Here is a 20148-nt window from a genome sequence, read left to right on the forward strand (position 1 = left end):
CTATGTGTGGAATCGCTGGATGGCTGTCCTACAGCCAGAACCTGGAAACGCAACGCGACACCCTGCAACGCATGACCGACACCATGGCCCTGCGCGGGCCGGATGCTGGCGGGCTGTGGATCGAGGGCCCGGTCGGCCTGGGTCACCGGCGCCTGTCAATCATCGATCTGGAGGGCGGTCGCCAACCGATGACGGCGATGCACGGTGGCCCGCGCGAGGTCGCCGCGATCACTTACAGCGGCGAGGTCTACAACTTCCGCGAGCTGCGCACCGAACTGCAACGACTTGGCCATCGTTTCGAGACCCGCAGCGACACCGAGGTGGTGCTGCGTGCCTATGTCGAATGGGGTGAGGCCTTCGTCGAGCGGCTCAACGGCATGTATGCCTTCGCCATCTGGGACCTGCGTTCGCAGGAGCTGCTGCTGATCCGTGACCGCATGGGCGTCAAGCCTCTGTACTACTTCCCCACCTCCGACGGCGTGGTGTTCGGCTCAGAACCCAAGGGGCTGCTGGCCAACCCGCTGGTGCCGCGCAAGGTGCGTGCAGACGGCCTGCGCGAGATCCTGGAGATGGTGAAGACGCCAGGCCATGCCGTGTTCGATGGCATGCGCGAGGTGATGCCGGGCGAGATCGTGCGCATCAACCGTCAGGGTCTGGGCCGCCGCCACTACTGGAAGCTAGAAGCACGCGAGCACGAACACACGCTGGACGAGACCATCCGCAATACCCGCGATCTGCTGGAGGACATCGTCGACCGCCAGATCGTCGCCGACGTACCGCTGTGCAGCCTGCTCTCTGGCGGCCTGGATTCCTCGATCATCACCGCGCTGGCGTCAAAGAAGCTGTTGGCCGCCGGCAAGGAGAACATCCGCTCCTTCTCCGTCGACTTCGTCGACCACGGCAGCGGCTTCACCGGCGATGCCGTGCGCGGCACGCCGGACGCACCCTTCGTGCGCGACCTGGTGGAGAAGATCCGCTCCAGTCACCAGGAGATCGTCCTCGACAGCCGCGAGCTGGCCGATCCGGCGTTGCGTGCGCAGATCGTCCGCGCCCTCGACCTACCGCCGGCGTTCTGGGGCGACATGTGGCCATCGCTCTATCGGCTGTTCCAGGAGGTGCGCAAGCACTCGACGGTGGCACTGTCCGGCGAGAGCGCGGATGAGGTGTTCGGCGGCTACCGCTGGTTCCACGATCCAGAGGCGATCCAGGCCGACACCTTCCCCTGGCTGACCTCGGTGACCGGCAAGTACTTCGACGGCAAGACCCTGTTCGACCCGGGCCTGTTGGCCCAACTCGACATGCACAGCTTCCTGCGCGACAGCTATGCCCAGGCCATAGCCAAGGCGCCGGTACTGCCTGGCGAGAGCACGGTCGACCAGCGCATGCGGCAGATGAGCTACGTCAACCTGACCCGCTTCGTGCAGACCCTGCTCGACCGTAAGGATCGCATGAGCATGGCCGTCGGCCTCGAGGTGCGAGTGCCCTTCTGCGACCACCGCCTGGTCGAGTACGCCTTCAACATCCCTTGGGCGATGAAGGCCTTCGACGGGCGGGAGAAAAGCATCCTGCGCGCGGCGACCCGCGACCTGCTGCCGGAGTCAATCAGCGAACGGGTCAAGAGCCCCTACCCCTCGACCCAGGATCCGGCCTACGAGCAGGCACTGCGTGATGCCCTGGCCGCCATCCAGGCGGATCGCAATGCACCGGTGACGCCCCTGCTCGACAGCGGCCGTGTCCAGCAAACCCTGGCCAAACCGCTCGGCAGCGTCTCGCCCATGTACGAGCGCATGGGCATGGAGCTGGCGGTCGGCCTCAACACCTGGCTGAGCGAGTACGACGTCAGCCTCGAACTTTAGTCCCCAACCGGGTGAGGCCCCGGTGCGGGGCCGCATCCTTCCGCTGTACCACCCACGCGTTCCTGCAACGCAAGCGAGTCCGAGCATGCACACACCCAACCAATCACCCATCTACCTCATAGCGCTGGGGGCCTTTGCCCTCGGCATGGCCTCCTACGTCACCGCCGGGTTGATCCCGATGATCGAGGCCTCGTTCGCGGTCTCCGTCGCGGTGGCCGCGCAGCTGGTCACCGCCTTCACCCTGGCCTACGGCCTGGGCTCGCCAATCTTCGTCGCACTGACCCCAGCACACCGTCAGCGCGCCGGCTTGCTACTGGCCCTAGGCCTGTTCGTCATCGCAAACGCCGCCAGTGCACTGGCCGAGAGCTTCACCGTGCTGATGGTCTGGCGCGCCATCGCCGGTATCGGCGCCGGCGTCTACCTGGCGATGGGCATCGGCGCCTCGGCCGCCGTGTCCACGCCGGAACGCCGTGGCAAGGCCATCGCCATCATCATGGGCGGTATGGCCAGCGGTGTGGTGCTGGGCGTGCCGCTCAGCCTGCTGATCGCCGAACAGCTCGGCTGGCAGGCCGCCCTGTGGCTGGTCACCCTGCTTGGCCTGGTGGCCTTCTTCGGCCTGCTGCTGAAGCTCCCTTCACTGCCTGCGGCCACCGCCACCACGCTGGGCCAGAAGCTGGCGATCCTCGGCGATGGTCATGTGCTGGTCATTCTGCTGGTGTCGCTGCTGGCCGCCATTGCCAGCCTGGGCATGTACACCTTCATCGCCCCGCTGCTGGCTGACCCGGCCTATGGCGGGGTGCGCTCGGTCACGCCCTATCTGTGGGTCTGGGGCATCGGCGGCGTGCTGGGCAGCTTCCTGATCGGCCCGCTGGTGGATCGCATCAAGGGCCCGATGCTTACCTTTGCCATCATGCTGATCCTCGCCGTGTCGCTGTTCGTACTGCCGCTGGCGGCGGCCCTCAGCACCTGGCTGGTGATGCTGCCCATCGCCCTGTGGGGCGCGGTCGGCTGGGCGCTGCAGGTGCCGCAGAATAACGAGCTGATCCTGGCGCGCCAGGCCCAAGGCGACGGCAACCTGGCCATCGCCCTGAACAGTCGGCGCTGTACCTGGGCAGCGCCATTGGTGCCGCGGCTGGCGGTTTCGTGCTGCTGTTACAGCTGCCCACCTGGACCCTGGCTGCCAGTGCCGGCGGTGTCGCCGCGCTGGGCGCCCTGCTGCAGATCGTCAACCTGCGTCGTCAGCCAAACTGGAACGGCGACGTGCAAGCCGAACCCTACAACTGACGGAGGAAAGGCCGTGGAACTGCGCCACCTTCGCTGTTTCATCGCCGTCGCAGAAGAACTGCATTTCGCCCGTGCCGCCGCGCGCCTGCATATCGAACAATCGCCCCTGTCGCGGATCATCAAGGAACTGGAGTACCGCCTGGGCGTACAGCTGTTCGAGCGCACAACGCGGCGCACTCGGCTGACCTGGGCCGGCAAGGTGCTCTTGGAAGAGGCGCGTCGGGTGCTCGCCGTGGTCGACCAGGCCAAGGCCAGCGTCAAGAGTGCGGCTGCCGGCTACCGCGGGCGAATCCGAGTCGCGCTATCCGATGGCATTCCGCAGGCGCGCCTGGCCGCCCTGCTCGCCCAGTGCCGCGAAGAGGAACCCGAAGTCGAAATCTGCCTGTCGGAGGTTACCTTCAGCGAACAGGTCAGAGGCCTCAACGACGACATGTTCGACATCGGGCTCGCCCAGTCCGACGAGGTTGGCGAAGGACTTGTGGCCGAGCCGGTCTGGTTCGATCCATTGGTCGTGGCAGTACCTGCCCGCCACCCACTGCTGAGTTACCGGCGTGTGCCGCTCGATGATGTCGTGCGCTACCCGTTGATCCTTTGCGATCCGCAAGTTTGTGAGGGCTTCTGGCAACAGCTGCAGCGGGTGCTGGGCGCCGTAGATACGCGACTGACCATTGCCGACCACGTTCCCACTCTGGATCTGATGATGGCGCTGGTAGCCGCGGGTTACGGCCTCGGCTTCTCCAGCCTGGCGCGCATCAGCGAACTGAACAATCCGGACGTCGTGGCCAGACCGCTAGACGGCTGTGCATCGATGCTAACCACCTACTTGGTAAGGCGCGAAGGCGATCCGGCCGAGCAACTGGCCCGGTTTATCGGGCGGGTGAATCCGGCGGAAAGCCAAGCGTTGCTTCCTGATCACGTTTCTCACAAGGAGATCGCTTGATGAAGAAAATGTCGTTATTGCTAACTGCCGTGCTCTTGAGCGCATGCGAAAAACCGATGCCGTTCGAGTCGGCTAAAGCGCTTGCAGAGAATCCCGAGCGGCTCAAGGAACTGCTGCTGCAGTGCCGGGACAATCGAGCAGAGTTGGGTGAGGCCCAGTGCAACGCAGTCAGCGATGCCCAGCGCATACGGTTTATGGGTAAAGGCACACCCTACACTCCTCACCCCGTCCAATTCTTCCACTCGGACACTGACAATGGACGCCAGGGGCGGCGCCAGTGAAATAGCCACCTTTAGTCTGCAGACTCAAATATGCTATATTTTGATCTATAGATTAAATCGAGGGCTCTCCATGACAGCTGCCGCTATCCAAACTCAGGACTTCTCGAAAAGCCAGTGCGCCGCCGGCCTGCGTGCAGCGCTGAACATTCTGGACAAGTGGAAAGCCACCTGCGAGCAGGCTTGCCGGGTGCTGCGGATTTCCCGGAGCACCTACACCCGCGCTAGTCAGAAGGATTCGGCGTGGGCGGTGAGCCTGGACTCCGATCAGATGCAGCGCATCAGTCTTGTGTTGAACATCCACGCAGCGCTGCGCGTTGTGTTCGACAACCCCGAGAACGTCTACGGCTTCCCCACGATGGAGAACCGCAATGAGTTTTTCAACGGCCGTGCGCCGCTCGACATCATGGCGCAGGGCGACATGATCTCGCTGTACGAGACATTCCGGCGGATCGACGCACTGCGAGGTGCCCAGTGGTGATGCTCGGAGACCTTCCCGTGTTGGAAGGTGAAAGCCTGCAGGCATACCGCTTGGTCAACTCCAAGTTTCCACCCATTGCCTTATTCGACGATGTCGCCGACGCCGAGGACTTCGAAGCCCTCTATCAGATCCAGGCGCTGACCAATCCACGGCTGCAGAACGAGATTGGTCGCCTGGAGCTTATTCCCCGCGACCAGATTCCGTTTGGCATTCCTGGTTGCTCGTATGCGACAGCGCCCTTCACCCACGTCAACCCCGCCGGCTCGCGCTTCAGCAACGGCAGCTTCGGCGTGCTCTACCTGGCTGACAGAATGGACACCGCGATTGCCGAGGTGCGTCATCACCAGGAGAGCTACTGGTCGAATGTGCCGGAGCTTAACTATGAGCGTTTCGTCTTCAGAGGGCTGACCGCCAGCTTCAGCGACAGCGGGATGAGGGACGCCACCGCGGTGCCGCTTTCAGACCCCATCTATGCGCCGGACGACTACGCACATTCGAATCGATTGGGAAGCGAAGTGAAACGAGCGGGATACCCAGGCCTGCGCTACAACTCGGTTCGCGCTCCGAGCAACATCTGTTGGGCGCTGATGACGCCGCGACCTGTTACCTCGATCATCCAGGCCGCGCATTTCGAGATGATCTGGAGCGGGCAAGTTATCAGTGTCAATCAGATCACTACCCTTCTAGCCACGTAGCTCAAAGTGGGCTGAAATCGGCCCCCTAGCAGCCGATGAGACAGGCAGAAACCGGCCAAAAGCGGACGTTTGCAAGAAGGATCGTGAGATGGAAAGGGAGCCCTGTTTCAGGGGCGGAGTGAAAAGCCTCTAGTCATTTTGATACTGAATTCACTGTTCGTCGGGCGGTCATGGGCAAATCTTCCTGATACTTAATGCCACTGTTATGTTATGTAGTAACATAATCTCCCCTGCGGGTTACCCATGCGCTGCCTCTTTTTCATCTTCTCCACAATTGCATACCTAACCACAACCTCTGCACTAGCAGAGGTACGTATCGTAGCCAGCATCAAGCCCTTACAACTCATTGCAGCAGCGGTACAGGATGGCGTTGGCACGCCTGAGGTACTACTCCCGCCAGGCGCATCTCCCCATCATTTCACCCTGCGGCCTTCCGACATCCGCAAGGTGCGGGAGGCCGATTTGTTCTATTGGATTGGCCCTGATCTCGAGACGTTTATGCCAAAGGTTCTGGAAGGGCGAAATGCACCCAGCTTGGCGGTACAGCACATCGATGGTCTTCACCTGCGTCGCTTTGGCGACGAACATCGGCACGACGACCACGCAGACGAGCATGCAAATGAGTCACAGGCTGATGGGGATGCGGAGGGCGCGCATGATGAGCTCCACCGACCTGGAACTCTGGATGCCCACCTCTGGCTGGCACCTGACAACGCACGACTGATTGCCAAGCGCATGGCAGACGATTTATCGGCTTCTGACCCAAGCAATGCACGTCGATATGACGCCAACCTCGCTGCATTCAACGAGCGTCTTTCGAATCAGGATGGTCAGTTGAAAGCCCGGCTCAAGCCGCTCGCAGGCAAGCCGTTCTTTGTCTTTCATGAGGCGTTCGACTATTTCGAAGAAGCCTACGCTCTGAAGCACGCGGGAGTGTTTGCAGTCAGCGCTGATGTGCCCCCCGGCGCCAGGAAGGTGGCCAATATGCGTAACCGCTTGGTTTCTGCTGGCCCCAGTTGCGTGTTTAGTGAACCGCCAGTACAGCCTCGTCTGGCCCAAACCTTGAGTGAAGGCTTGCCGGTGCGAATGGCGGTGCTGGATGCGCTTGGCTATGACATCGAAGTGAGTGCAGTTGGGTATGAGCGCTTACTGTCATCGCTTGGCAGTGATCTGGCGGAGTGCCTTGAGCAGCTGTAACAACCGGGTGAGCATGGGCAGCCGCGGTAACGAAGCATGATCGTCCTGCTCTATCGATAACCTTTCACATCCCGTCCATGTCCTGGTGCTGATACCGCACCAGGGTATGGAGCTTCGTTTCATCATTGCTTTGGCGTGAGCCTGAAGCGAATCACATTCCTCCTCCCTTCGTTGACCATATCCCCCTGGGGGGGATAGGATTTGACCAGCGCTCTCTTCTGGGCGCCGGCCATGGCGAAGATCAGTAACTCTGCACCTCTGGTCATCCGAAGGGCTATTTCGTCTACCCGGAACCTATGCCGCGCCGCTGAACATCAGTTCTGCCCTGCGGTGACTTGGTATTGGAGGTTCACATGCTTTCCGTTTTGGCCAATCGCACTTACCGGCATTTGTTCTTTGCCCAGGTAATCGCGTTAGTCGGTACAGGCCTGGCGACTGTTGCTCTCGGATTGTTGGCCTTCGATCTTGCCGGGGCGCAGGCCGGTGCCGTATTGGGTACAGCGCTGGCCATCAAGATGCTCGCATACATTGGCGTGGCTCCCGTTGCGGCAGCCTTTGCCGAGCGCCTGCCAAGAAAGGGCATGTTGATCACCCTGGATCTGATTCGAGCGTCTGTGGCAGTCGTGCTGCCGTTCGTCACGGAGATCTGGCAGGTCTACGTGCTCATCTTCGTTCTGCAGTCTGCGTCCGCGGCCTTTACGCCAACGTTCCAGGCGACCATTCCAGACATCCTTCCTGACGAACGAGAGTACACGCGGGCGCTCTCTCTTTCGCGGCTGGCCTATGACCTGGAGAGTGTCATCAGCCCCATGGCGGCGGCGCTGCTACTCACCGTGGTCAGCTTCCACAGTCTGTTCGGCGGAACCGTCGTAGGCTTCCTGATTTCGGCAGCAATGGTCGCAAGCGTTACCTTGCCGGCTGCGCTTGCCGGGCCCAAGAGGAGTATCTACGAGCGCACCACCAGGGGGATGCGGATATTTCTGGCGACACCGCGCCTGCGCGGGCTTCTGGCACTCAATCTGGCTATTGCTGCAGCCAGCGCCATGGTCATCGTCAACACCGTGGTACTCGTGCAATCCCGATTTGGCTTGCCGCAAAGTTCGACAGCCACGGCCCTGATGGCCTTTGGGGCTGGCTCCATGCTGGTGGCTCTGATTCTGCCGCGCTTGCTGGATCGGCTTGATGATCGCAAGGTCATGCTGGCCGGTGGCGGTGTTCTGGTTGCAGGCCTCTTCCTGGGGATACTCCTGCCCAGTTACCCGAGCCTCTTGGTGCTATGGCTGCTGCTCGGCGCAGGCTACTCACTGGCTCAGACCCCATCCGGTCGGGTGTTGAGGCGCTCATCGAGTACTCAGGATCGGCCGGCGCTGTTTGCTGCACAGTTCGCCCTGTCCCACGCCTGCTGGTTGATCACTTATCCGCTGGCCGGGTGGGTCGGGGCGAATTGGGGAATGACCGCATCCTTCGTTGGACTGAGCCTGCTGGCTCTGGCCGCTCTCCTTGTCAGCCTGCGAATCTGGCAGCCAGAGCATGACCGTGATGTGGTTGAACATCGCCATGAGGATCTGCCGGAAAGCCATCCCCATGTTTCCAGTGGCAAAACCCATGCTCATACCTTCGTCATCGACGATGAGCACCAACGCTGGCCAAAGGACTGAGGACGGTGTGATCGGGGCTCACTGAATCGACCTGCGTCGCTCTGCCGGCAAGATAGCGAGGAAGTTCGACAGAGCGACCTGGTGTGCCACCTGGTGTGGGAGTGCATTCAGGAAGGGGGCGAAGCTGAACATGTACTTTTTCAGGCTGCCAAAAGTACCCACGACATCGGAGCCCAGCATGAAGCGAGTCGGGTAGCGGCTAACCAGCTGTATCCAGGCTGGATCTGGGTCACCTTGCTCATCCAGCAGATAAGGGGTCAGCACCGTCCAGGACAGATCGATGTAGAGGTTCGGGTACCGGGCAAGCAACTGCGCCAGGGCTGGAAGAAGGAAGTCCATCTTGCCCTGTGTGCGATGGATTTCCATGCTCGTTCCTGCATGGGCCCAGATGAAGCGCACGTCCGGGTTGTCGCGTAATGCCGCTTCAAACTCTTCCAGGTAGAGCGGATAGCGTTCTCGCTTGGAGGTGATGTTGGAGTGCATCAGAACCGGCAGGTCGAATTCGGCAGCGACCCGATAGACTCTCGCAAGCGCCTTGCTGTTTGCCCGCGGTGCCTTGCCGTAGACCAAGGCTGTCAGGTAGTCGTGACGGGTAAAGACCTCTCCGATTCCTTGCCATAGGCCAGGATCGAGCTCCAATAAACGTCGCACTTGAACATCGGCATTCATGTCGTTCGGATTGAATCCGGAGATGAATGGGTGAAAGCGCCTTCGCTCATCCTCGGGCAACTGTTTGTACGCGTGGGCAATCAATGTGTCGGTCGCGCTGTACCAGTAGGCTCTGGCATCGTCACCTGCGTAGTAGCGGGGTCGAGTGGGCTCGTTTTCATCCCACTCCTTGGCGACCGAGATACCAGTAAGCATGGCGTGATCAATCCTGGCAGCCGTCATTTCCTTGAGCAGTGACGCTGTCCCTGCCGTGCTCTGGAAGAAGTCGACGTAATGCAGGTGCGTGTCGCTATAGCGGAAGTTGTCGGCTTGAGCATTGATCGCCAGAAGGCCGGCAATCAGGCTCGGAAGAATGGTTTTTACAGGCATAGGTTTCCCCTTGGAGATGGCGTTTATGCTCAATCTCCAGCGGCGGGTCGAGTGGCTAATAAGTGAAAGTCGGTTTCTGCAGGTGCAGATTTACGCAGGCATGACTTTCCCGTATCGCCCGCACCGGGGCGGCGGGAAGGATTCAGGGGTATGACAGCGCCCCTTTCCCGATAATGGGAAAGGGGCGCCTCGCTTCAGATCACACGCTTGATGCTGATGTAGTCGCCCTGCGTACGCAGGGTGACAGTGACTGGCTTGTTGGTGCGGTTACGCCAGAACCAACCATGCTTGCCGTCGAATGCCGCTTCCAGAACGCCAGAATCCTCTGGGGTAGCACGGCCTTTGCCATAGCCGTGGTAGAAGTCGCGCGGAGCGTTGTAGGGGTCACCGTGGGTGTCGTAGTTCACGACGCTGCCGTTGGCAGTCCACAGATAGTTCACCTTGGCACCTTCCTTCATTTCCAGCTTCACTTCAGCGCCTTGGCTCGGTTCCAGCGTGATGCTCATTTCATGTTGCTGACCTGCCACCTGTGGTTCCGGCGCAGCCGGCTGAGTTTGCGCCGGGGCTTGAACCTGGGGAGCTACTGCGGGGGCGGGGGCTGGCATCGGAGCAGGAGCTGCAACTGGTGGAGTCGGTGCAGCAGCCACCGCTGGGGCCGACGGCGTAGCGATCGCCTGGGCAGCCGCCTCGTCAGCAGCCGCTTCTTCAGCGAGTTGCAGTTTGATCTCACCCATCTGGGTCAGCCCAAGGGCACCGCCTACACCGGTGGGATCGATTGCGTACTCCGATGGCATCACAACAGTCACGAGCAGCACGCCAGCAGCGATCAGGGCGATCACGGTGGAGCGCAGCAGTTGGGCCGAGGATGGGAGTTCGTTGAGCGTCGGGAGTTTGGTATTGAACATGCTGAGAATTCCTTACTGGGAGACGATAAGACCGGTGAGCTGGTAGCCCATTAGCAGGAAGCCTGCGCTCATCATGGCGACGTTGGCGCTGTATGCGTGGCGCCAGAAACTGGCGGTACGTCGCCAGTAGCCCATCAGGATGAGGATGCCTCCGAGGGCCAGGAGCTGGCCTATTTCGACACCGACGTTGAAAGCAATCAGATTGGTTATCAGGCCGTCCGGGGATATCTCGAACTCCTGGATCTTGGTCGCAAGACCGAAGCCATGTAGGAGGCCAAAGATCAGCGTGGCAGCGCGTGTGTCGGGCTGGTAACCGAACCAGCGCTGGAAGGCTCCGAGGTTGTCGAGAGCCTTGTAGACCACGGAGAAACCGATGATGGCGTCAATCACATAGGAACTGATGCTGATGTCGCTCAATACCCCAAACAGCAACGTGACCGAATGGCCCGCCGCAAAGAGAGTGACGTACAGCCCGACGTCCTTCATGCGGTAGAGGAAGAAGATCACCCCGAACAGAAACAGCAGGTGGTCATAGCCGGTAATCATGTGTTTGGCGCCCATGTAGATGAAGGGCATCAACAGGACACCGGTGCTCTCCTGGATGAAGCCTTTGTCACCTTCGGGGACACCATGTGCGAGCGCTTCTGGAACCGACACCAGCAACAAAATGATGGCGAGCAGAGGCAAGTAGAGCGGTCGGCGCAGGCGTGCGAAGAATGCGCCTGCACCGCTCAGCGGGAACGAATGCATGAGATGTATTCCTGGAACTAATGATCTGGAGCCGCAAAGCGGCTGGTTTCAGAGCACGAACCTGGAGCGGGGTGGGCGTTCGATGAGAAACACCGGGCCGGTAGGGCGGACGGAAATCTGTGGCACGTCGAGAATGCGACGATCTGGCAAGGAAGCCAGGTCGAGCAGCGCATTCAGATGAGGCGTTTCATGCACATGGTCTGCGGTAAAAGGCGCATGAAAATGGTCGGAGCATGCCTGGCAGGCGATTATCTCCGGCTCGTCGTGGGAGTGAGGATGCCCGTCGCTTATCACCGTCTGCTGGTTGGCAGGCATCAACAAAGCCGAGGCATGCCCTACCCATCCCATGAACATGGTCAGGAGCAGTGCAAATACCACACGGGTTGTGACGGTCCTACTTAGCATTCCGAGCTACCAGAGCGCGACAAGGCGAAACGGTTGATTTGACCGCATCCCCCCTGGGGGATAGGATGCCGCGGCCAGTATGGTTGCACGGACCTCATCGATGAGCAAGCACGAACACGGACACCAGCACCAAAGTCATAAGGACATCATCAAAAGGTTGAAGCGCGCTGAAGGACACATGCGCAGCATCGTCACCATGATCGAAGACGGTCGCGCCTGTGTGGACATCGCCCAACAGCTGTATGCGGTTGAAAAAGCGGTCTGCCAGGCCAAGCGCACTCTGATTCAGGATCACATTGATCACTGCCTGGAGCACACCGTCGGCGCCTTAAACAGCGGTGAACGCGCACCACTGGAAGAGTTCAAGCAGATAACCAAGTACCTGTAGAGCCCACCATGGCGACTCACATCTTCTCGATCATGGCAGGACTGGCTTAGTCACCTAGGGAGTCTATGTGTGGGACTTGCCGGCCTACCTCGGCCTGTTCATCGCAGCCTTCGGCGCTGCGACCCTTCTGCCTCTGCAGTCAGAGGCGGTGCTGGTTGGCCTGCTGCTGACAAGCGATTACTCCATTACTGCACTGTTGCTGGTGGCCACTGCCGGCAACGTCCTAGGCTCAGCAGTCAACTGGGTACTCGGTCGCTATATCGAGCGATACCGGAGTAGACGTTGGTTTCCGCTCAGTGAAGAAAAGCTAGGCCGTGCACAACGTGCCTATCACCGATACGGGCGCTGGTCGTTACTGTTGAGCTGGGTGCCAGTCATTGGTGATCCGCTAACCATGATCGCTGGGGTAATGCGCGAGCCACTCTGGAGCTTCCTGTTGATCGTCTTGGTCGCCAAAGCTACTCGCTACATGGTACTTGCAGCACTGACTCTGGGTATCGCGGGATGAGGCGTGACGCAGGCCTAGATCTCATTAAGTGGCTGGCCATGCTGACGATGGTCATCGACCACCTACGCTACCTGTGGCCACAAGCAGAAGGGTGGTTGTTTTTTATTGGCCGGCTGGCCTTTCCGCTGTTCTGCCTGGGTATTGCTGCCAACGTATCCCGTTCACGCCCAGGGCAGTTGTACACCACAGGTAATGCTCGATACCTGATATGGCTGGGGGTTTTCTCGGTTGTATCTGAGCTGCCTTATCACATGCTTTCCACCGAAAGCAGTTCGATGAACATCATGCCTACGCTCATGCTGGGCTTGTTGATAGCTTGGAGCGTCCATCATCAAGGACGAGACGGCTTGCTTATCGGTGTTGTGAGCCTAGCTGTCGCATTCATGCTGCATGACCGGCTCATGTATGGCTCTTTTGGAGTACTGCTTCCTGCCGCATTGGTTGTGGCCATACAGCGCCCGGGCCCAGCCTGGCTTCTTCCAGCAGTGCTCTGTGTCTTGGCCAACAGCCGTAATCGCTGGGCTGAAGGCTGGGGGCTCGAATCTGCGGAGGCCAGTATTGTCGCGGAGTTCACGGCCCCTCTGATCGGTTTATGGCTACTGCGTGCGCCCATCATGTGGCGTATCTGGCCGGTGAGGCGGTGGGGATACTTCTTCTATCCCGCTCATTTGCTCATGCTCTCAGGCCTTCGGTCAGTGGTGTAAAAACTATTGTTCCTGGCGCGTCTTGCGCTATGAAGGCCTTTTGCCATACTGCGACTTCATGGCCTGATGCTGTGAGTGAGAACATCAAGGAATAGGAGTTCCAGATGAAAAAGCTTTCTGCTGCACTTATCGCCGCCCTAATTGCCCTGACCTCTGTAACGGCACTCGCCCACAGCGGTGGTACTGACTCAAAGGGATGCCATCGTAACCATAAGACTGGCGACAACCACTGCCATTGAGTTAGGTACAGGCCAAACCGCCAATGATTGGCGGCTTGGCTCTTTAAACGATTAACTTCTTTCTTAATAGAGCAGCCAATACGTCAGTAGCCCTGTCAGGGCACATCCGATCAGTACTTGAATGACGCTGCGCTTGTAGCGGAACAGAGCGACAGCGGCGCCCAGCGCAATCAACGCAGAAGGCCAGTCGAATTGCCCACCGAAGCCCTGAGGCCAGAGGACGTGGTAGCCGAAGAACAAGGCAAGGTTGAGGATCACCCCCACGACAGCGGCCGTGATACCGGTCAGCGGCGCAGTGAACTTAAGCTCATTGTGGGTGGATTCCACTAGAGGGCCGCCGGCAAGGATGAACAGGAATGACGGCAGGAAGGTAAACCAGGTGACCAGTGTCGCGGCCACCGCTCCGGCGAGAAAAGCCTGATCCGCCCCAAAGACCTGCTGAACGTATGCCCCCACGAAAGCAACGAACGCCACCACCATGATCAGTGGGCCAGGCGTACTTTCCCCAAGGGCCAGGCCGTCGATCATCTGTGTAGGCGTCAGCCAGCCGTAGTGGCCGATAGCGCCCTGGTACACGTAGGGCAATACCGCGTAGGCACCCCCGAACGTGAGCAGCGCGGCCTTGGTGAAGAACCAGCCCATTTGGGTCAGGGTGCCGTCCCAGCCGAAGGAGATGATCAGCAACCCCATCGGCAGCACCCAGAGCGCCACACCTGCCACCAGTAACATTGCCAGACGCGACCATCGAAAACGTGCGTGCTCGGGCGTGGGGGTGTCATCGTCGATCAACGCCGGGCCAAAGCTCTTCTTACCGGCAGCGTGTCCGCCACCTACGCGAAACTTCTCCGGGGCCAGTTTGCCGCCTATGAAGCCGAGGATCGCCGCACCCAGCACAATCAATGGGAACGGTACGTTGAGCGCGAAGATGGCGACGAAGGAAGCCGCGGCAATAGCCCACAGCCAATTGTTCTGCAGCGCCCGGGAACCGATCCGATGGGCTGCTTGCACGACGATGGCGGTTACCGCTGGCTTGATGCCATAGAAGATCCCGGCCACCAATGGAACGTCACCATAGGCGATGTATACCCACGACAGCCCGATCAGGATGAACAGCGAGGGCAGCACGAATAGTACGCCGGCGATCACCCCACCCCAGGTTCGATGCAGCAGCCAACCTATGTAAGTCGCCAGCTGCTGCGCCTCTGGCCCAGGTAGGAGCATGCAGTAGTTGAGGGCATGCAGGAACCGGCGTTCGGATATCCAGCGTCGGCGCTCGACCAACTCCTGGTGCAGAATCGAAATCTGCCCGGCGGGCCCCCCGAAGCTGATGAAGCCAATCTTGAGCCAGAACAGCACAGCCTGAATCAGACTGACGGATTCGACGCGTTCCAGATCCTGGGTACTGCTCGTGGTGACTTCACTCATCGCCTTTCTCTTCTTTCTCGAAGGCCGCCAGTAGCCCATCGAAGATGGCGCAAGCTGCTGTCAGCAAGTGGTCGTCGTTGGTAATGGTTTCCCGCAGTCCAGCCAATACTCGCTCGATCCCCGAGGCCTCGGGCGGCTGCGAGCCCCCTACATCCAGGTAGTGCACCAAGGCTGAAACGCGATCCAGGCCCGGCTCATTCAGGGCAAAGCAGGCTTGCAGGGTCTCGAATGTGACGAGCGGCCCGACATGACTGAAGGCCGCACCATCGAAGTCGAAACCTAGCGCATCAGGCGGGCAATCACCTGGGGACTCCAACCAGAGGATCGTGGCTTTCGGGTCGATGAAGCGCCGTATCAGCCAGGCGCTGGCCAGGCGATCTACCCAGGGTCTCCTGCGGGTCGCCCAAACTCGTCCTTGATAGCTGTGTCGCTCAAGCTGCTCGATGGGATGGTCATGGCTGCTCGGTTCGTCCTGCGACAGCGCTCGGCTAATGGCGAGTTCCAGCGCTTGCAGCGCAGCGTCGGTGTGCTGTCGAACCGCCGTGGGAAAGAAGTCGATGGCGGTAATCTGAGCAAACGCCTTACGCAGCTTGCGTACCTGCTTGGTACTGGCAAGGGCGTTGTCCGGTGTGAGTTGCGCTTGGCACGCCTCGATCTCGATTCGCAACTTGGCGTAATCCTCGTTACGGTCGAACAGCTCAACAAACCGAGAGCCCTGCGGATCATCGATAGGAAGCAGAAAGGCCGTGCCGTTGATAGAGAGAATATCGCGCTCAACAGCAGACAAGGCTTCTAGGCACTCTTCATTGTTCGGCAGAAGGTATACGCCGTCGCGAAGGACGGCGGCGCCGCTGGCCTTCAGCGCACGCCACGCCCGCATACGAGCTGTGGCGTTTGCCGTAGGAAGTCCGATAACGAGCGCTAGCCAGTGATTTTTCATGTAGAGAGTGAAACATAAATTGATGTTATATCTACATTAAACTTTGTTGCGATAGCTGAGAAGCCCCCTGCGTTGATTTCCAAGCAGGCGGGGACTAAAGAACGTATGGGGTCAGGATTGGTTATCTGAGCAATCTAGGGCACTGAGCTAGGCGGTATCTACTACCACTCCTAATGAGCGTGTAGTCAACGTCGCCTTCTGGCCGGTATCTGCCAGTCGCCAGATGCGGCTTCGGATCGACATCTACCTCATGTACACACCCTGCTGAGTTTATCTGCTAACCGCCACAGTCTGCTGTGTTGCCCCATCCTTCTTAGTCCTCGCCGAAACGGTCTTTGACCCCGACTCCTCCAGTACCGAACCTTTCGCCCGCGGCACATCTGCGTGCCGTGCGTATTGCCTGGGAGGTTGGGTTCAGGGATGCATGCAACAACGGTTCTGTACGGCCAAGTGCTGGTGGTGTTGGCCATTACCCTGTCCGGGGTGTGGGGTGCCACGCAGTGGACGGCTGCTGCGCTCGGCTATCAAGCTCGCCTGGGGGCGCCCTGGTTCGAATTGCTGGGCACGCCGGTCTATTACCCCTGGCGTCTGTTCGAGTGGTGGTTCGCCTTCGATGCCTACGCCCCTGAGGTCTTCAACGTCGGCGGCAGCATCGCCGCCTGCAGCAGCTTGCTGGCATTGGTAGTGGCCATCGGCATGGCGATTTGGCGCGCCCGCCAAGCGCGCCGGGTCACCACCTACGGCTCGGCGCGCTGGGCCGATGCCGATGAGGTGCGCCAGGCCGGCCTGACCCAGCCCGCGGGTGTGTTCCTCGGCCAGTTCGACGATCAGTACCTACGTCACGAAGGCCCCGAGCATGTGCTGACCTTCGCGCCGACGCGCTCGGGCAAGGGCGTCGGCCTGGTGGTACCCACCCTGCTCTCCTGGCCGGCCTCGGCGGTCATCCACGACATCAAGGGCGAGAACTGGAGCCTTACCGCAGGATGGCGATCACGCTTCTCACACTGTCTGTTATTCAACCCCACCGACCTGGCCTCAGCCGCCTACAACCCGCTGCTGGAAGTACGTCGCGGTGCCCATGAGGTGCGCGACGTACAGAACATCGCAGACATCCTGGTCGATCCTGAAGGCGCGCTGGAGCGACGCAATCACTGGGAGAAGACCAGTCACGCGCTGCTGGTCGGGGCCATCCTGCACGTGCTCTACGCCGGCCAGGACAAGACCCTGCGCGGCGTCGCCAACTTCCTCTCCGATCCGGCCTGCACCTTCGAGCTGACGCTGCACCGGATGATGACCACGCCGCACCTGGGCGATGCTCCGCATCCAGTGGTGGCTTCGGCGGCGCGGGAGGTACTGAATAAGAGCGACAACGAGCGCTCGGGCGTGCTGTCCACGGCGATGTCCTTCCTCGGCCTTTACCGCGACCCGACGGTGGCCGAGGTCACCTCTCGCTGCGACTGGCGCATCGCCGACCTGATCACGGCCGAGCATCCGGTGTCGCTGTACCTAGTGGTGCCGCCCTCGGATATCAGCCGCACCAAGCCGCTGATCCGCCTGATCCTCAACCAGGTAGGCAGGCGCCTGACCGAGTCGCTCGACGGCTCCGACGGCATCGAGCGGAGGCACAAGCTGCTGCTGATGCTCGATGAGTTTCCGGCGCTGGGGCGGCTGGATTTCTTCGAGACGGCGCTGGCCTTCATGGCCGGCTATGGGCTGCGCGCCTTCCTCATATCGCAGTCGCTGAACCAGATCGACAAGGCCTACGGCCAGAACCACTCGATCCTCGATAACTGCCATGTGCGGGTGACCTTCGCCACCAACGACGAACGCACCGCCAAACGCATCTCCGAGACCCTGGGCACTGCTACCGAACTGCGCGCGCAGCGCAACTATGCCGGCCACCGATTGGCACCCTGGCTCGGCCATCTGATGGTGTCGCGCCAGGAAACCGCACGCCCGCTGCTGACCCCGGGAGAGGTGATGCAACTGCCCAGCGAGGAGGCCGTGGTGATGCTCTCCGGCCTGGCGCCAATCCGCGCGAAGAAGCTGCGCTACTTCACCGATGCCAACTTCCAGAGCCGAGTGCTGCCCGCCCCGCGCTTGCAGCCGGGCCGCTATGCCGACGCACCGTCGCCACGCACAGACGATTGGAGCGACCTGGCCGTGCCTTCGCCCCCCGGCGCTGCGCCGGCTCACTTGGCCGATGTAGAGAGCGTCGAGGACGGCGGCCCACGCCGTCAGCCCGAACTAGAGGAGCTCGCCCAGTTGCCGGATCACGACGAGCTAGCTAGCGACCTGCTGCTGCTCGACGAGGACGACATCCCACCGCCCTTCCCCACCCAGCCGGATCCGCGCCTGCAGCGCGTGGCGCGGCTGGCCGCCCTCGACCCTGACGATGGAATAGCCCTATGAGCCGAGCCCGCCTCAACCTGTTTATCCAACCCGAGCATGCCAAGCGCCTGAACGAACTGGCGATCACCAAGGGTGTGTCGAAATCCTCGATCATCGCCGCGGCGCTGGCTTCCTGGCTGTCGCCCGAGTCGGGCGAGCAGCGCGAGGTGGCCATGGCCAAACGCCTGGATCGCCTGTCGCGCCAATTCGAGCGCCTGGAGCGCGACCAGCACATCCTGATCGAGACCGTGGCGCTCTACGTGCGCTACTACCTCACGGTGAGCACACCGGTACCAGAGGCGCATCAGGAAGCAGCACGCGCGCAGGGCAAGCTGCGCTTCAGCCAGTTCGTCGAACAACTGGGGCGCCACCTGCAGCGCGGACGCAGCCTGGTCAGAGACGTACACGAAGAGGTTCAGGCAGAGGCTCAGGTCTCGGGAGAGCGTTCATGACTGTCCCCTCCTCCCCAGTGCTGAGCGCCGCGGCAACTTCCCTGGATCGTCGCACCCGCATGCTGCGCACAGCGATGGGCCCGCTGATCGCTACCGCCCTGGACGACCCGGACGTGGTCGAGGTGATGCTCAACCCCGACGGCGTGCTTTGGCTGGATCGCCTGTCCGCCGGTCGCTCCCATCTGGGCACGCTGGCGGCTGCCGATGGTGAACGGATCATCCGCCTGGTGGCAGCGCATGTCGGCCAGGAGGTACACCGTAACAAGCCGCTGCTGAGCGCCGAGTTGCCGGAAACCGGCGAGCGCTTCGAAGGTGTACTGCCGCCCGTAGTGGCCGGGCCGACCTTCGCCCTGCGCAAACGCGCCGCCGGTGTCATCCCGCTGCAGCAGTACGTGGCCGACGGCATTCTCAGCGCCGCGCAGGCTGAGCACCTGCACGTGGCCGTGCGTGAGCGGCAGAACATCCTGGTGGCCGGCGGTACCAGCAGCGGCAAGACCACCCTGGCCAATGCACTGCTGGCCGAGGTAGCCGGCAGCGGCGACCGCGTGCTGGTGCTGGAGGACACGGTCGAGCTGCAGTGCCCGGCCCTCGACCATGTCGCCCTGCGTACCAAACCCGGCGTGGTGTCCATGGCCGATCTGGTGCGCAGCACGCTGCGCCTGCGCCCCGATCGCGTGGTGGTCGGCGAGGTGCGCGGCGGCGAGGCGCTGGATCTGGTCAAGGCCTGGGGCACCGGCCATCCCGGTGGCATCGCCACCATTCACGCCGGTTCCGCCCAGGGCGCGCTGCTGCGCCTGGAGCAACTGATTCTGGAAGTCGCCCTGACCGCGCCGCGGGCGTTGATCGCCGAAGCGGTCAACCTGGTGGTGTTCCTCGCCGGGCGTGGCCGCACGCGCCATGTCCAGCAGATCGCCCGCGTGATCGGCCATGACGAGCGCGGCTACCAGCTCAGCTCCCTCGACACCTTCCTTCGCTCTACCTCTGCTTCAGGAGCTCAGTCATGACTGTCCTTCAGCTTTCCGCTGCTTATCGCCGCCGCGTCATCGGTGCCTTGATGCTCGGCGCCTTCTGCCTGGGCGCTTCCCTGCCCGTGCTCGCCGCCGGCTCCGGCATGCCCTGGGAGGGACCGCTGCAATCGATCCTTGACTCGGTACAGGGCCCGGTGGCGCGCATCATCGCGGTGATCATCATCATTACCACTGGCCTGACGCTGGCCTTCGGCGACACCAGCGGCGGATTTCGAAAGCTGATCCAGATCGTCTTCGGCCTGTCGATCGCCTTCGCCGCCTCGTCGTTCTTCCTCAGCTTCTTCAGCTTTGCCGGCGGGGCGGTGATCGCATGAACGGCGAGCGCGAACTCATCCCCGGTTTCGAGGTGCCACTGCACCGCTCGCTGGCCGAGCCGATTCTGCTCGGTGGCGCGCCGCGCAACGTGGCGATCCTCAACGGCACTCTGGCGGCAGTGGTCGGCCTGGGCCTGCAGCTGTGGCTGCCGGGCTTGGCGCTCTGGTTGGTCGGCCACTCGCTGGCGGTGTGGGGTGCCCGTCTGGACCCGCAGTTCCTGCAGGTGTTTGCCCGGCACATCAAGCAGCCGTCGCTGCTGGATGTGTGAGGA

Annotated in this window: 22 protein-coding genes and 1 pseudogene; 17 read left to right on the forward strand and 6 right to left on the reverse strand. The window is 61.3% G+C overall.

The genetic code is table 11. The annotated features are described in order from the left end of the window. Positions 1-2: 2 nt before the first annotated feature. The 8 genes and pseudogenes from asnB to DBO86_RS01315 all read left to right on the forward strand — a co-directional run bounded on the left by asnB (position 3) and on the right by DBO86_RS01315 (position 8389). The gene (gene asnB, locus DBO86_RS01280) at positions 3-1856 is read left to right on the forward strand and encodes an asparagine synthase (glutamine-hydrolyzing) (RefSeq protein ID WP_108232784.1); all 1854 of its coding nucleotides are present in this window, start codon (positions 3-5) and stop codon (positions 1854-1856) included. An 85-nt stretch (positions 1857-1941) separates the two neighbouring features. After that, a pseudogene (locus tag DBO86_RS01285) lies at positions 1942-3140 on the forward strand (MFS transporter). Between the two features lie 13 nt (positions 3141-3153). After that, a complete protein-coding gene (locus tag DBO86_RS01290; protein ID WP_108232785.1) occupies positions 3154-4080 on the forward strand; it encodes a LysR family transcriptional regulator in 927 nt (308 codons plus the stop codon). Further along, a complete protein-coding gene (locus DBO86_RS01295) occupies positions 4080-4361 on the forward strand; it encodes an EexN family lipoprotein (RefSeq protein ID WP_108232786.1) in 282 nt (93 codons plus the stop codon). The genes DBO86_RS01290 and DBO86_RS01295 overlap by 1 nt, the downstream gene beginning before the upstream one ends. A 70-nt stretch (positions 4362-4431) precedes the next feature. Next, positions 4432-4839, forward strand: a complete 408-nt coding sequence (locus DBO86_RS01300) for an antitoxin Xre-like helix-turn-helix domain-containing protein (RefSeq protein ID WP_108232804.1) — start codon at positions 4432-4434, stop codon at positions 4837-4839. Next, on the forward strand, positions 4839-5534 hold the full coding sequence (locus DBO86_RS01305) for an RES family NAD+ phosphorylase (RefSeq protein WP_108232787.1): 696 nt from the start codon (positions 4839-4841) through the stop codon (positions 5532-5534). Before DBO86_RS01300 ends, DBO86_RS01305 begins: the two co-directional genes overlap by 1 nt. A gap of 243 nt (positions 5535-5777) precedes the next feature. Continuing rightward, positions 5778-6731, forward strand: coding sequence for a zinc ABC transporter substrate-binding protein ZnuA (gene znuA, locus DBO86_RS01310; protein ID WP_105446803.1), 954 nt, complete (start codon positions 5778-5780; stop codon positions 6729-6731). A 353-nt stretch (positions 6732-7084) separates the two neighbouring features. Beyond that, positions 7085-8389, forward strand: coding sequence for an MFS transporter (locus tag DBO86_RS01315; protein ID WP_105446802.1), 1305 nt, complete (start codon positions 7085-7087; stop codon positions 8387-8389). A gap of 18 nt (positions 8390-8407) precedes the next feature. Here the strand turns inward: DBO86_RS01315 and DBO86_RS01320 are convergent, their stop codons facing one another. From DBO86_RS01320 to DBO86_RS01335, 4 genes are all read right to left on the reverse strand, one after another. Continuing rightward, on the reverse strand, positions 8408-9427 hold the full coding sequence (locus DBO86_RS01320) for an amidohydrolase family protein (protein ID WP_105446801.1): 1020 nt from the start codon (positions 9425-9427) through the stop codon (positions 8408-8410). 194 nt (positions 9428-9621) lie between these two features. Further along, on the reverse strand, positions 9622-10332 hold the full coding sequence (locus DBO86_RS01325) for a transmembrane anchor protein (protein ID WP_105446800.1): 711 nt from the start codon (positions 10330-10332) through the stop codon (positions 9622-9624). 12 nt (positions 10333-10344) lie between these two features. Next, the gene (locus DBO86_RS01330; protein ID WP_105446799.1) at positions 10345-11082 is read right to left on the reverse strand and encodes a HupE/UreJ family protein; all 738 of its coding nucleotides are present in this window, start codon (positions 11080-11082) and stop codon (positions 10345-10347) included. 48 nt (positions 11083-11130) lie between these two features. Further along, the gene (locus DBO86_RS01335; protein WP_226033785.1) at positions 11131-11460 is read right to left on the reverse strand and encodes a hypothetical protein; all 330 of its coding nucleotides are present in this window, start codon (positions 11458-11460) and stop codon (positions 11131-11133) included. A gap of 127 nt (positions 11461-11587) precedes the next feature. Here DBO86_RS01335 and DBO86_RS01340 point away from each other — a divergent pair, with 127 nt between their 5' ends. From DBO86_RS01340 to DBO86_RS01355, 4 genes are all read left to right on the forward strand, one after another. Continuing rightward, positions 11588-11875, forward strand: coding sequence for a metal-sensing transcriptional repressor (locus DBO86_RS01340; protein WP_105446797.1), 288 nt, complete (start codon positions 11588-11590; stop codon positions 11873-11875). Positions 11876-11942: 67 nt separating this feature from the next. Then, the gene (locus DBO86_RS01345) at positions 11943-12383 is read left to right on the forward strand and encodes a YqaA family protein (RefSeq protein ID WP_105446796.1); all 441 of its coding nucleotides are present in this window, start codon (positions 11943-11945) and stop codon (positions 12381-12383) included. Further along, a complete protein-coding gene (locus tag DBO86_RS01350) occupies positions 12380-13087 on the forward strand; it encodes a TraX family protein (RefSeq protein ID WP_105446795.1) in 708 nt (235 codons plus the stop codon). The genes DBO86_RS01345 and DBO86_RS01350 overlap by 4 nt, the downstream gene beginning before the upstream one ends. Positions 13088-13191: 104 nt before the next feature. Then, positions 13192-13326 (forward strand): YHYH domain-containing protein, encoded by a 135-nt coding sequence (locus DBO86_RS01355; RefSeq protein ID WP_105446794.1) that lies wholly within the window; start codon positions 13192-13194, stop codon positions 13324-13326. A gap of 63 nt (positions 13327-13389) precedes the next feature. On the opposite strand, the gene chrA is transcribed toward DBO86_RS01355, so the two are convergent. Next, complete coding sequence (gene chrA, locus DBO86_RS01360; protein WP_105446793.1) at positions 13390-14751, reverse strand: chromate efflux transporter; 1362 nt, start codon at positions 14749-14751, stop codon at positions 13390-13392. After that, entirely contained in the window at positions 14744-15691 is a 948-nt protein-coding gene (locus DBO86_RS01365) for a chromate resistance protein ChrB domain-containing protein (RefSeq protein ID WP_105446792.1), read from the reverse strand. Before DBO86_RS01365 ends, chrA begins: the two co-directional genes overlap by 8 nt. Before the next feature lie 420 nt (positions 15692-16111). On the opposite strand from DBO86_RS01365, the gene DBO86_RS01370 reads away from it, so the two are divergent. The 5 genes from DBO86_RS01370 to DBO86_RS01390 are packed head-to-tail and all read left to right on the forward strand — an operon-like array spanning position 16112 to position 20145. Further along, entirely contained in the window at positions 16112-18103 is a 1992-nt protein-coding gene (locus tag DBO86_RS01370) for a conjugal transfer protein TraG (RefSeq protein WP_108232788.1), read from the forward strand. Continuing rightward, positions 18100-18534: a CopG family transcriptional regulator gene (locus DBO86_RS01375; protein ID WP_108232789.1), complete on the forward strand. Its 435-nt coding sequence runs from the start codon at positions 18100-18102 to the stop codon at positions 18532-18534. The genes DBO86_RS01370 and DBO86_RS01375 overlap by 4 nt, the downstream gene beginning before the upstream one ends. After that, positions 18531-19538, forward strand: coding sequence for a P-type conjugative transfer ATPase TrbB (trbB, locus tag DBO86_RS01380; protein ID WP_108232790.1), 1008 nt, complete (start codon positions 18531-18533; stop codon positions 19536-19538). The genes DBO86_RS01375 and trbB overlap by 4 nt, the downstream gene beginning before the upstream one ends. Continuing rightward, a complete protein-coding gene (locus DBO86_RS01385; RefSeq protein ID WP_108232791.1) occupies positions 19535-19876 on the forward strand; it encodes a TrbC/VirB2 family type IV secretion system protein in 342 nt (113 codons plus the stop codon). The genes trbB and DBO86_RS01385 overlap by 4 nt, the downstream gene beginning before the upstream one ends. Beyond that, positions 19873-20145: a VirB3 family type IV secretion system protein gene (locus DBO86_RS01390; RefSeq protein WP_003116617.1), complete on the forward strand. Its 273-nt coding sequence runs from the start codon at positions 19873-19875 to the stop codon at positions 20143-20145. The genes DBO86_RS01385 and DBO86_RS01390 overlap by 4 nt, the downstream gene beginning before the upstream one ends. Positions 20146-20148: the final 3 nt, after the last annotated feature.

Origin of the sequence: Ectopseudomonas oleovorans (assembly GCF_003052605.1) — a bacterium.
Taxonomy (GTDB): Bacteria; Pseudomonadota; Gammaproteobacteria; order Pseudomonadales; family Pseudomonadaceae; genus Aquipseudomonas; species Aquipseudomonas oleovorans_A.